This window comes from Flavobacteriales bacterium, from assembly GCA_016716605.1.
GTDB lineage: Bacteria > Bacteroidota > Bacteroidia > Flavobacteriales_F > PHOS-HE28 > PHOS-HE28.
The window spans coordinates 1,778,529-1,791,149 of the sequence record JADJWA010000001.1 but is presented as its reverse complement, the minus strand read 5'-3'; the positions used below and the strand labels follow the sequence as shown (position 1 = coordinate 1,791,149).

The window sequence follows — 12,621 nt, the reverse complement described above, 5'->3', positions numbered from 1 at the left end:
AACCGCACAGGCTTCGCATGCGCCACCCATGCAAGTGGCTGCGGATACTGCGCCCTAGACCCGCCAAGCCCGCTCGCCTACCTTCGCCGCCCTGAAAATCGAGCACGCATGCCCACGTTGACCATGAGCAAGATCGAAGAGCTCCTCGGCGCCGAAGCCCAGAGCCTGTTGAGCCACCAGAGCAAGACCATCGATAAGAGCGCACTGAACCTGCCGGGCCCCGATTTCGTGGACCGCTGCTTCGCCATGAGCAACCGCAACCCGCAAGTGCTGCGCAGCATGCAGGCGCTCTATGGCAACGGCCGTTTGGCGAACACCGGCTACATGAGCATCCTCCCGGTTGATCAAGGCATCGAGCACAGCGCCGCCGCAAGCTTCGCCCCCAACCCGATCTACTTCGATGGCGAGAACATCGTGAAGCTCGCGATCGAGGGAGGCTGCAACGCCGTGGCCAGCACCTATGGCGTGCTCGGCAGCGTAGCGCGCAAATACGCCCACAAGATCCCCTTCATCGTGAAGATCAACCACAACGAGCTGATGACCTTGCCGAACAAATTCGACCAGGTGCTCTTCGGCAACGTGCAGGATGCCTGGGATATGGGCGCCGTGGCCGTGGGCGCCACCATCTACTTCGGCAGTGACGAGAGCACACGGCAGATCACCGAGATCGCCGATGCCTTCCAGCACGCGCATGAATTGGGCATGGCCACCATCCTCTGGTGCTACATCCGCAACAGCGGCTTCAAGGTCGATGGCAAGGATTACCACACCGCCGCCGACCTCACCGGTCAGGCCAACCACTTGGGCGTCACCATCCAGGCGGACATCATCAAGCAGAAGCTGCCGGAGACCAACGGCGGCTATAACGCCATCGCCAACTACGGCAAGACGCACAAAAAGGTGTACAGCGAGCTCACCAGCGAGCACCCCATCGACCTGTGCCGCTACCAGGTGGCCAACTGCTATATGGGACGCATCGGGCTCATCAACAGCGGCGGGGCCAGCAGCGGAGCCAGCGACATGGCCGAAGCGGTGAAGACCGCCGTCATCAACAAGCGCGCCGGCGGACAAGGCCTCATCAGCGGGCGCAAGGCATTCCAGCGCCCCATGAATGAAGGCATAGGCTTGCTCAATGCGATACAGGACGTGTACCTCGACGAACAGATCACCATCGCTTAGGGAGAGAGGAAAGCCGAGAGCTGAAAGGCGGACGGTTTCCAGTTTCAGCTTCCATCCTTCAACTTTGCTCCATGGGTTGGTTCACACGCACTAAGGAAGGCATCACCACCTCCACCGAGGAGAAGAAGGAGACGCCCGAAGGCCTCTGGTACAAGTGCCCGAGCTGTGATGAGATCATGACCAGCGAGGACCACGAGAACAACCTGTGGGTCTGCGCCAAGTGCAGCCACCACGAGAAGATCGGGAGCGAGGAGTACTTCGCCCTGCTCTTCGACGACCACAAGTACACGGAGATCGGCGCCGACCTGATCGCCGGCGACCCGCTGCAATTCGAGGACACGAAAAAGTACACCGATCGGCTGGCGAAGACGCGGAGGGAGAGCGGGCTGAACGATGCCTTGCGCGCCGCTGAGGGCAAATTGGACAAGCATAATGTGGTTATCGCCTGCATGGACTTCCGCTTCATAGGCGGCAGCATGGGCAGCGTGGTGGGTGAGAAGATCGCCCTGGCCGCAGACCAGGCCCTCAAGCGCAAGTGCCCCCTGATCATCATCAGTAAGAGCGGCGGTGCAAGGATGATGGAGGCCGGCTTCAGCCTGATGCAGATGGCCAAGACCAGCGCCAAACTCACCCAACTCGCCAAGAAGAAGCTGCCCTACATCAGCATCCTCACCGACCCGACCACCGGCGGCGTCACGGCAAGCTTCGCCATGCTGGGCGATCTGAACATCGCCGAGCCCAAAGCGCTGATCGCCTTTGCCGGGCCGCGCGTGGTCAAGGAGACCATCGGCCGCGACCTGCCCGAGGGCTTCCAGACAAGCGAGTTCGTGCTGGAGCATGGCTTCCTGGACAAGATCGTGGAGCGCAAGGACCTGAAGGGCTTCCTGGCGAAGACCTTCGCGATGTTCAGGGGCTGAGGCTCAGGATTTTGCCAAGCGGGTGCATGGTTCGGGTTCTTCCTGTACATTCGCGCCCTGTTACGAACGACCATGTACCTGACCACCGAGGCCAAGAAGGCCATTTTCACCGAGCATGGCGGCTCGGACAAGAACACCGGCGCGGCGGAGAGCCAGATTGCCCTTTTCACCAAGCGCATCGACCACCTCACCGGCCACCTGAAGACCAACAAGAAGGACCACGGCACCGAGAAAGCGCTGATGGACCTGGTGGGCAAGCGCAAGCAGATCCTCAACTACTTGCGAACGCACGACATCGAGCGCTACCGGGCCATCATCGGCAAGCTCGGCCTGCGCAAGTGAAAAGGCGCGAAGCCGCAAATGCGGCACCAACAGGAAATTCCTGATCGAAAGGGGGCGGTCGTGAATCACGGTCGCCCTTTTCGTTGCCGCCGAACCCGAATAAGAACACCAACCACAAATACGGCGCGAAAGGCGCGCCCAAGAACATGAAGCCACAAGCAATCACCAAGACCATCGACATGGGCGATGGCAAAGTCATCACCCTGGAGACCGGCGTACTGGCCAAACAAGCCGACGGCGCCGTCATGGTCCGCCTCGGCGACACCATGCTGCTCGCCAGCGTGGTTGCCACCAAAGAGGCCCGCGAGGGCATCGACTTCCTTCCCCTGCAGGTGGAGTACCGTGAGAAATTCAGCGCGGCCGGCCGTTTCCCCGGCGGTTTCTTCAAGCGAGAAGCCCGCCCCAGCGACCATGAAGTGCTGGTGAGCCGCCTGATCGACCGCGCCCTGCGCCCGCTCTTCCCCGATGACTTCCACGGCGACACCCAGGTGATCGTGAGCCTGATGAGCGCCGACAAGAAGAACCAGGCCGATGGCATCGCCTGCCTGGCCGCCGCTGCGGCCCTTGCCGTGAGCGACATCCCATTCGGCGGGCCGGTTAGCGAGGTGCGCGTGAGCCGCGTGAACGGCCGTTTCATTGTCAACCCTACCGTGGATGAGCTCTCGGGCAACGACCTCGATCTGATCGTGGCCGGCACCAAGGCCGACATCCTCATGGTGGAAGGCGAGATGAAGGAGGTGCAGGAGGGCGATATGATCGAGGCCATCAAGCTGGCGCACGATGTGATCAAGAAGCAGTGCATCGCGCTGGAGGAGTTCGCCGCCCTGGTGCCCAAGAGCCAAGTGAAGCGCACCTACAGCCACGAGAACAACATCGAGGCCATCGGACAGAAGATCCATGACTTCTGCTACCAGAAGTACTATGACGTGGCGATGAACCCCACTGCGAAGGAGGAACGGAGCGAGCAGTTCGCCGCCATCAAGGAGGCCTGCCTGGCCACGCTGACCGACGAAGAGAAGACCGACAAGGCCATGCTCGCGCGCTTCTTCAAGAAGACACAGAAGAAGGCCGTACGCAATGTGTGCCTAGACCACGGCAAGCGCCTCGATGGCCGCAGGACCGATGAGATCCGCCCTATCTGGAGCGAAGTGGATGTCCTCCCTGGCACCCACGGCAGCGCCATCTTCACCCGCGGTGAGACCCAGGCCATCAACATGCTCACCTTGGGCAGCTCGATGGACGAGCAGACCATCGACCGCGCCACCCACAAAGGCAGCGAGCGCTTCATGCTCCACTACAATTTCCCAAGCTTCAGCACCGGCGAGGTGAAGCCGATCCGCGGCCCCGGCCGCCGCGAGGTGGGCCACGGCAACCTGGCCCTGCGCGCCCTGAAGCCCGTGATCCCTGGCATCGAGACCAACCCCTACACCATCCGACTTAACTGCGACATCCTCGAGAGCAATGGATCGAGCAGCATGGCCACCGTATGCAGCGGCACGCTCGCGCTGATGGACGCTGGCGTGAAGATCAGCGCTCCCGTGAGCGGCATCGCCATGGGCATGATCAGCGACGGCAAGCGCCATGCGATCCTCAGCGATATCCTCGGCGACGAGGATTTCCTGGGCGATATGGATTTCAAGGTCACCGGCACCGCCAAGGGCATCACCGCCACGCAGATGGACATGAAGGTGGACGGCTTGCCCTATGAAGTGCTCGCGCAAGCCCTTGAGCAAGCGCGCCAAGGCCGCCTGCACATCCTGAACGAGATGCTGAAGACCCTTGATGCGCCGCGCGCCGATTACAAGGACCACGCCCCGCGCATCATCACCATCACCATCCCGAAGGAGAGCATCGGCGCGGTCATCGGGCCCGGCGGCCGCGTGATCCAGGAGATCCAGGCCGAGACGGGCGCGCACATCAGCATCGACGAGATCGATGGCCTTGGCCACGTGGAGATCATGAGCGAGAATAAGGCGAGCATCGATGCCGCCCTCGCCCGCGTGAACGCCATCGCCAATCCGCCCCAGGCGGAAGTGGGCGCCAACTACAAGGGCAAGGTGAAGACCATCATGCCCTACGGGGCCTTCGTGGAAGTGATGCCCGGCGTGGACGGCCTGTTGCACGTAAGCGAGCTGGAATGGCGCCGCATCGAGCGCGTGGAGGATGTGCTGAAGGAGGGCGACGTGATCGAATTCCAGGTGGTGGGCAAGGACCCGCGCAGCGGCAAGCTGAAACTGAGCCGCCGAGTGCTGCTGCCCAAGCCCGAAGGCTACGTGGAACGCGAGCCCGCCATGTCCGGCGAGCGCCGTGACCGTGGCGATCGCCCGCGACGCGATGATCGTCCGAGACGCGACGACCGCCCTCGTCGCGACCATGGTGATCGCCAGCACCGCGACCACGACGGCGGCATGCAGGGCGGCCATGAGCCGAGCAATAACTGACCGGGGCCACGCCCCTAAGCGCGAAAGCCGCCCGACTGGGCGGCTTTCGCCGTTCATGGTCCATGCGCTGCAATTCGTCGTATGCGTGCCTGCCGAAGTAACCGGGCGCCCGCTCCGGGCGTTCAAGGCGCCTCATTCACCATACCACAGAGCACAGATGGCACGCATGCGACAGTTGAAGATCGTGAAGCAGGTGACCAACCGCGACACGCCGAGCCTGGATAAGTACCTCCAGGAGATCGGCCGCGTAAGGCTGATCACCGCACAAGAAGAGGTTGAGCTGGCGCGCCGCATCAAGCAGGGCGATCAGGAGGCACTGGAGGCCTTGGCCAAGGCCAACCTGCGCTTCGTGGTGTCCGTGGCCAAGCAATACCAAGGCCAGGGCCTTAGCCTGCCAGACCTGATCAGCGAAGGCAACGTGGGCCTGATCAAGGCCGCCACGCGATTCGATGAGACCCGCGGATTCAAGTTCATCAGTTACGCCGTGTGGTGGATCCGCCAGCAGATCCTGCAGAGCCTGGCCGAGCAGGCACGCATCGTCCGCCTGCCGTTGAACAAGATCGGATCGATCAACAAGATCAATAAGGCCTTTGCCCGACTGGAGCAGGAGCACGAGCGCCCGCCCACCGCGCACGAGCTGGCTGAAGTGCTGGAGATGACCCTCGAAGAGGTGAAGACCAGCCTGAACAACACCGGCCGGCACGTGAGCATGGATGCGCCCCTGCGCGACGACGGCGACAGCGGCACCATGATGGACGTGATGAGCAACCCGGACCTGCCGAGCCCGCTCGACGACCTGATGACCGACAGCCTGCGCAACGAGATCGAGCGCAGCCTGCGCGCCCTGCAGGGCCGCGAGGCCGATGTGATCCGCCTCTACTTCGGCCTGAACGGCAATCAGCCGCACACCTTGGAGGAGATCGGGCAGAAGTTCGACCTCACCCGCGAGCGCGTGCGCCAGATCAAGGAGAAAGCCATACGCCGCATGAAGCACGCCAGCCGCAGTTCCGTGCTGAAGGCTTACCTCGGCTGAGGCCGAACGCGGCTCCGATCAACTCGGCACCAGCGGCACGGAAAGGCGTTCAATTCGCAGGCCCCGTGCCCGGTGAGCCCTTCACCCCCAGCATGTGCTCCGCGAAGTAGGCCGCGAAGTCGCGCATCTGCGCGGCCATCCGACCTTCGCCCGTAGCACGCTCGAAGGTGTCGGACAGCGTGAGCAGGTTCTGATGGAAGAAGGCCTTCATCTCCTCCACGGTCATCTCCTTCGTCCAGAGATCGATGCGCAAGGTGTTATTCTCCTGCTCGTCCCAGAATGCGAGCAGCATGGCCTTGCTCACAGCCGTGCTCCCATTGTCCTCGGCCTTCCATTCAATGCGCTCCGGAACATGGTTGTCATCGAGCTGAACGGAGACGTTGATGTCGGAGGTCTTCATTGCTGAATGGTCGATTAGGGGTTACTGGAATCCTTCGCCTTGCCCTCGCGGGCAGGCTCGGGTTGACCGGCTGGTTGGCAGTCGCGCATTCCGATTGGATCGATCACCGCGGCTTGTAGTGCTTGAGTATCTCGCGTGGGTCGTTGATTGCGAAGAGCTGCGCGAAGGTGAGCTTGGGATTCACCTTCATGTACGCCTGAACCATGCGCAGTCCGATCCATTCACCGAGGTGGCCGGGGCTCTCGCGCGGCAATCCATTGGTGAAGGGCCCGTCATTCATCCAACGGCCGATGTCGTCGGACTTCTTGCTGTAGAGCTGCTCCTTGCTCACCAAGGCCTTCCAGATCCCATACTCATTGGCCTCGCACCAAGCGAGCTGCTCCGTGGTGAACGCAAGCTTGAGGTGGGGCTCCACTTCGGGCAGCAGGGCATCGAGCAGGGCCATGGCCTTGCCGGTCTCCACCAGGTGCGCGAGCAGCTCGGCGCCATCGACGGGCCTGGTGCAATGCACCAGTAGCCAGCCCTTCACGGCGCTGGGCACGAGCATCTCGGGCACCATGCGCTGCTTCATGTATTGCGGAAAGGTCTCTGGTGAGAGGTAACCGATCACCGGATGGTCCTTGCCGATGAACCATTCGACGCCGATGCCCAGCACGCTATCGGTGGGAAACAACCCGTAGTTGTATCCGGAGTTGAAGGCCACGACGCGGGGGGTGAGGCTATCGGGGAGATGCGCCTTCAAGCGCGTGAAGGCCTTCTCGAAGAGCGCGCGCTGCGGCTCCAGATCACCGAGCACGCTATCGACCGCATCCTGCGCCGCCCTCCAATCGGGGTCGAGCACGAAGCGGTGCAGTACCAGCGGCAGCCGAGGATCGCCAACCGGCGCGCCTTGAAGGATGTCCTCGATGTAGATGCGGTAGAAGTCGCCGTAGGTGGCATGAGCTTTCCTGCTGGCAGCGGCCATGCTATCGGGGGCGGCGTGGAAGAGGTGCTGATCAAGGCGGCCGATGGTGATGCGCACAGGGTCCGTGCCTTCTGGCAGCTCCTGCAATCCGTCGCCTTGGCAAGCCGCGAGGCCCACTGCCCCTGCGATCAGCACGCTTTTAGCAAAGCGCCGGACCGCCACGTTACTTTCGCCACCGCTTAACACGCGCCAAACCTATGAACAAGCCCATCGCTCTTCTCGCTTTCATTCTCTCCGCTGCAACGCTCACCGCACAGGATGATGTGGGCGTGCGCTTCGGATTGAAGCTGAGCCCGAACATGGCCTTCGTGCAGCCCGAGACTAAATCCTTGAAGAGCAACGGCACCGGGCTGGGATACACCTTCGGGCTGATGCTGGAACTGCCCATCGGCAACAGCGGCAACTATCGTTTCGCCACCGGCTTGAACCTGAACAACATGAAGACGAAGTGGAAGACCGACTTCGCCTACTACGATGCCTTGAACGAGCCGCAGAAGACCCGGGAATTGGAGACGGATGTGGCCCTGCAGTACGTGGAGCTACCGCTTACCATCAAGCTCATGACCAACGAGATCGGCTACATGCGCTACTTCGCCGTGGTGGGAGCCGGCAACGCATTCAACGTGAAGGCCAAGGCCGACCAGGTGGTACCGGTGTACAACGCCGTTGCGCCCACCATCGTGGATAAATTCGAGGAACAAGAGAACGAGAACGTGCAGGACGACATCGCGCTCTACAAGGCCTCACTGATCGTAGGCGCCGGCGCGGAGTACAACTTCAGCGGGAGCACTAGCGTGATGTTCGGCATCACTTACAACAATGGCTTCACCAACATCCTCGACATCGATGGCGCCAAGGCCAAGGCCCATTATGTGGAGCTGAGCCTCGGCGTGTTCTTCTGAGCCGCTGAACGAATCGATCGGAAGCCCCTTCGTCCTGCGCCGGAGGGGCTTTTCCTTTGCACCCATGAACACGCGGCGAGTCATCGACCATATCACGGAGTGGCTCCGCTCCTATTGCGAGCGCCATGGGCAGCAGGGCTTCGTGGTGGGCGTGAGCGGCGGCATTGATAGCGCCGTGACCAGCGCGCTCTGCGCCCGGACCGGATTGGCCACGTTGTGCGTGGAGATGCCCATCCATCAAGCGTCGACGCAAGTGGCGCGCGCGCAGGAGCACATTTCGTGGCTCATGCAGCGGCATACGAATGCGCGCATGGAAGTGGTGCAGCTCACACCCGTGTTCGACCAAATGATGGCCGCGCTGCCCGCTGTCGAGGACAAGGCTGCCATGGAGCTCGCGCTCGCGAACACGCGCGCCCGATTGCGCATGGCCACGCTCTACTACTTCGCAGGACTGCTCCGCTGCGTGGTGGCCGGCACGGGCAACAAGGTGGAGGACTTCGGCATCGGCTTCTTCACCAAGTACGGCGATGGCGGCGTGGACCTCTCGCCCATTGCCGACCTCACCAAGACCGAGGTGTACGCCATTGCCCGCGATCTGGGCATCATCGACTCGATCATGCAAGCCAAGCCAACGGACGGCCTCTGGGGCGATGACCGCAGCGACGAGGACCAGATCGGCGCGAGCTACCCCGAGCTGGAATGGGCGATGGACATCCGTGAGAAAGGCATTGACCCGGCCAAGCTTGATCTCAGCGCCCGGCAACAAGAGGTCCTCGCCATCTTCGACCGGCGCAAGGCCGCCAACCGCCATAAGATGGAGTCGATCCCGGTGTGCGTGATTCCTGCTGGGATCAAAGGCTGAGTTCATTTCAGCACCTCATCGAGGAGTCGCTGGGCCACGCTGTTCCCGAAGAGCACATTCACGCCCAAACCGAATGAGAAACCGGGCGTGATGGGATAGCGCGTGCGATCGGCATCGCTCCCGGTGAAGCGCAGGCCCTGCGTGATGGCGTATCCTGCATCCGCACGGACTTGGATGGTCCTGTTCACGCGGTGACGGAGATTGACGAAGGCCCGGAAAGCCGCGTGGTTCATATTCACCCGTTCGCCCTGCCATTCCAGTCCGGAGCGGAAACCGTCGCTTGCGAAGCCCGCCAGGAACCGTGTTCCGGATCTAGGGCTGTAACCGAATGCCAACTGCGCCGGCACCACATAGTGCAAGGACCACTTGCCGCCCAACGGCGCCTCCCCGCCAAGGAAGGGCAACGGCAGCACGAACCGATCGGAATAGCTGATTGCCAACCCGTAGAAGAACTGCCTGCGCAAGCCCTTCACGTGCAGCTTGCCGATGACACCGTTGCCGCGGAGCACGGCCTCATCGAGCGTGCGGTCCTCCTCGCTAACGTTCACGTTGGCGCTCCAGAAGAGCAAGCGACGGTTCCGCGTGAGCTTCACGCCCATGAGCCCTGCGCTCGCAGCCATCAGCTTGCGCGGTCCCAAACTGTCGAGGTCCATCTGCACCTCGCGGCCGGTGAAGCGCGCGGTAGCCAGCACCTGTGAGGCACGGACGCGAACGCTCTTCTTCAGGAAATCGCCGATGCCCCGTGCGCTGCTATCGGCCTCGAAGCCCAGGCTGAACTTGGAGTGGATCGGCACGGTGAACACCGCCGTGGCCTCCGTGAGGCCGAATCGCCCGGAAGTGTCGCGGTATGCGGCCTCGGGCAGAAAGCGGGCATCGAGGCGCAAGCGCGGCCTGAAGACCTGCTCGAACTGCTCCAAGTCGAAGGTCTGGGCGGAAACACGTCCGGCAACGGAGAGGAAGAAGAGGAGTTGCAGGGTCGGGAGCCGGATCATGATCAAGCGGTGCTTCGGACGGAGTCGCAATCAAGTCGGGAGGCTCCCCGATCCCGTACCCCATCCAGCGCGATGCGCGGTTCAGACGAAATCGGGTCAGAATGGTTTGATTTGGGCTATCCGCACGCATGCCCCGCACCCTGCTCATCGCTATCGGCCTCATGGGCATCACGCATCTGCATGCACAAGCCGTTCGCGGCGAGGTGATGGATGCTGAGAGCCTGATCGGGCTTCCGGGCGCAACAGTGGTGGTGGTGGGCAGCGATCCGATCATCGGCACCGTGACGGATCAGGACGGGCGCTTCACGTTGAGCGGCGCGCCATGGGGTCGCATCGCGCTGCATGTGCGCATGGTGGGCTACGAGGACCAGGTCCTCAGCGGCCTCGTGCTCACCAGCGCGAAGGACCTGGCGATCTCCGTGCGGTTGCAGGGCGCGCTCACTGAATTGGGCGAAGTGGAAATCGTGGGCGATGCCGCGCCGGGCGAGGTGCGGAATGAGATGGCCCTGCTGAGCGCGCGACAATTCAGCGTGGAAGAGACGGACCGCTATGCCGGAAGCCGCGGCGATCCCGGCCGCATGGCCAGCAACTTCGCCGGGGTGCAAGGCGCTGACGACAGCCGCAACGACATCGTGATCCGCGGGAACAGCCCCATGGGCGTGCTCTGGCGCTTCGAGGGCGTGAACATCCCCAATCCGAACCACTTCGCCATACCCGGCACCGGCGGTGGGCCCGTCACCATCCTCAACAACAAGTACCTCGCGAACTCCGACTTCTTCACCGGCGCCTTCCCCGCTGAATTCGGGAACGCCACTGCTGGAGTGTTCGACCTGCGCATGCGCAATGGCAACGCCGACAAGCACGAGTTCACCGCGCAGCTCGGCTTCCTCGGCACCGAGTTGATGGCCGAAGGGCCGTTGAGCAAGAAGCACCGCTCGAGCTATTTGGTGAGCTATCGCTACAGCACCTTGAGGCTCTTCGGGTTCATGGGCATCCGCATCGGCACCGATGCCATCCCGCAATACCAGGATGCGGCCTTCCGCTTGCACTTCCCGGGCAAGAATGGCTCGGTATCGCTCTGGGGCATCGGCGGCAGCAGCAGGATCGACATCGTGATCAGTGATCAGGCGAAGCCCGACACCGCCACCCTGATCTACGGCGAAAACGACCGCGACCAGTACTTCCGCTCGCGCATGGGCACCGTGGGCGCCACCGCCACGCGCACCCTGAATGAAAAGACCTACGTGAAGGCCACGCTTGCGCTCAGCGGCCAGGGCATCAACTCGGATCACCGCTACGTGTACCGCCGCGTGGTGGACGGACGCTTCGTGGTGGACAGCCTGCCACCTCTGCTGCGTTACCGATTCGAGGAGAGCAAGGTGATGCTGTACGTCTTCGCCAACCGGAAACTTGGCCTCCGCACCAGCTTGCGCGTTGGAGTGAACACGGAGCAGCAATGGGGCGCCTACCTCGATAGCGCGCGAGCGATCATCCCGGCGACGGTGGATGGAGACCCGAACGCATTGGGAACCTGGCGCGTGCGGTGGGATGCGGGCGTGAGCGCCACGCAACTGCAGCCCTATGCCCAGGTGCGCCACCGCTTCAACGAACAGTGGACTGCCACGCTGGGCATCACCTCGCTCTACAACTCGATCAACGCGAACAGCTTCTCGCCCATCGAGCCGCGCTTCGGCATCTCTTACGCGCCCGACACGCGGCAACGGATCTCCGCCGGCTATGGACTGCACTCCCAGATGCAGCCCGGCTACCTGCTCTTCTACGGCGCCACCACCTACGGCCACGATCCGCAGGAGCAGAACACGGGCATCGGCCTCACGCGCACGCATCATGGCGTAGTGGGCTACGAACGGCGATTGGGGCAGCGCGTGCGCATGAAACTTGAAGCTTACTACCAGTGGCTCTTCGACGTGCCGGTGAGCGTGGCGCCCTCCTCCTTCTCCTTCGTGAACACCGGCGCGGGCTTCGAGCGCTTCTTCCCGGACAGCCTCCACAACAAAGGCAACGGTTACAACCAAGGGATCGAGCTCACGCTGGAGCACGCCTTCACCAAGGGCTGGTACGGCCTCTTCACCGCATCGCTCTTCGACGCGCGTTACCGCGGCAGCGATGGCGTCTGGCGCAACACGTCCTTCAATGGCCGCAATGCATTCAACCTGGTGCTGGCGCGCGAGTTCACCACCGCGAAGAAGTCGGTGATCAGCATCGGCACCAAGTTCACCTACGCGGGCGGCCGCTGGTACGGACCGGTTAACCGGGAAGCGAGTAATGCCGCGCAGGAGGTGGTCTTCATTGACAGCCTGGTGAACACGCGGCAGTTCCGCCCCTACTTCCGCGCCGACCTCAAACTGGGCTACCGCTGGAACAGGCCGAAGGTGATGCATGAACTGGGCCTCGACCTGGTGAACGTGACCGGCCAGCAGAACATCCTCACGCTCACGTATGCGCCCGATCATCCGAGCGGCGATCCCATCCGTGAGGAGTACCAACTGGGCTTTTTGCCGCTGTTCTACTACAAGGTGGAGTTCTGAGGGGACATTCCTGGCTTTCAACAGGAACCTGGCAAGCACT

General features: G+C 62.5%; 11 protein-coding genes. 8 read left to right on the top strand and 3 right to left on the bottom strand.

What is annotated here, in order from left to right:
- Positions 1-123 precede the first annotated feature (123 nt).
- The 5 genes from IPM12_07130 (at position 124) to IPM12_07110 (ending at position 5,912) form a co-directional block, all read left to right on the top strand.
- A complete protein-coding gene (locus IPM12_07130; protein MBK9147577.1) occupies positions 124-1,179 on the top strand; it encodes a class I fructose-bisphosphate aldolase in 1,056 nt (351 codons plus the stop codon).
- Between the two features lie 71 nt (positions 1,180-1,250).
- A complete protein-coding gene (locus IPM12_07125) occupies positions 1,251-2,096 on the top strand; it encodes an acetyl-CoA carboxylase carboxyltransferase subunit beta (GenBank protein ID MBK9147576.1) in 846 nt (281 codons plus the stop codon).
- Positions 2,097-2,168: 72 nt separating this feature from the next.
- Positions 2,169-2,438, top strand: coding sequence for a 30S ribosomal protein S15 (gene rpsO, locus IPM12_07120; GenBank protein ID MBK9147575.1), 270 nt, complete (start codon positions 2,169-2,171; stop codon positions 2,436-2,438).
- A gap of 146 nt (positions 2,439-2,584) precedes the next feature.
- Complete coding sequence (locus IPM12_07115; protein MBK9147574.1) at positions 2,585-4,879, top strand: polyribonucleotide nucleotidyltransferase; 2,295 nt, start codon at positions 2,585-2,587, stop codon at positions 4,877-4,879.
- Between the two features lie 166 nt (positions 4,880-5,045).
- Positions 5,046-5,912, top strand: coding sequence for an RNA polymerase sigma factor RpoD/SigA (locus tag IPM12_07110; GenBank protein ID MBK9147573.1), 867 nt, complete (start codon positions 5,046-5,048; stop codon positions 5,910-5,912).
- 49 nt (positions 5,913-5,961) lie between these two features.
- Here IPM12_07110 and gldC read toward each other — a convergent pair whose 3' ends face one another.
- Both gldC and IPM12_07100 read right to left on the bottom strand, forming a co-directional pair.
- The gene (gene gldC / locus IPM12_07105) at positions 5,962-6,312 is read right to left on the bottom strand and encodes a gliding motility protein GldC (GenBank protein MBK9147572.1); all 351 of its coding nucleotides are present in this window, start codon (positions 6,310-6,312) and stop codon (positions 5,962-5,964) included.
- A gap of 103 nt (positions 6,313-6,415) precedes the next feature.
- Positions 6,416-7,411 carry a hypothetical protein gene (locus IPM12_07100; GenBank protein ID MBK9147571.1) on the bottom strand — a complete coding sequence of 332 codons (996 nt, stop codon included), beginning with the start codon at positions 7,409-7,411 and terminating at the stop codon, positions 6,416-6,418.
- 62 nt (positions 7,412-7,473) lie between these two features.
- Here IPM12_07100 and IPM12_07095 point away from each other — a divergent pair, with 62 nt between their 5' ends.
- Together IPM12_07095 and nadE are read left to right on the top strand one after the other, a co-directional pair.
- Positions 7,474-8,178 (top strand): outer membrane beta-barrel protein, encoded by a 705-nt coding sequence (locus IPM12_07095; protein MBK9147570.1) that lies wholly within the window; start codon positions 7,474-7,476, stop codon positions 8,176-8,178.
- A 64-nt stretch (positions 8,179-8,242) separates the two neighbouring features.
- A complete protein-coding gene (nadE, locus tag IPM12_07090; protein ID MBK9147569.1) occupies positions 8,243-9,040 on the top strand; it encodes an NAD(+) synthase in 798 nt (265 codons plus the stop codon).
- 2 nt (positions 9,041-9,042) lie between these two features.
- On the opposite strand, the gene IPM12_07085 is transcribed toward nadE, so the two are convergent.
- Positions 9,043-10,032, bottom strand: coding sequence for a hypothetical protein (locus tag IPM12_07085; GenBank protein ID MBK9147568.1), 990 nt, complete (start codon positions 10,030-10,032; stop codon positions 9,043-9,045).
- Between the two features lie 161 nt (positions 10,033-10,193).
- On the opposite strand from IPM12_07085, the gene IPM12_07080 reads away from it, so the two are divergent.
- Positions 10,194-12,581 carry a TonB-dependent receptor gene (locus IPM12_07080; protein ID MBK9147567.1) on the top strand — a complete coding sequence of 796 codons (2,388 nt, stop codon included), beginning with the start codon at positions 10,194-10,196 and terminating at the stop codon, positions 12,579-12,581.
- Positions 12,582-12,621: the final 40 nt, after the last annotated feature.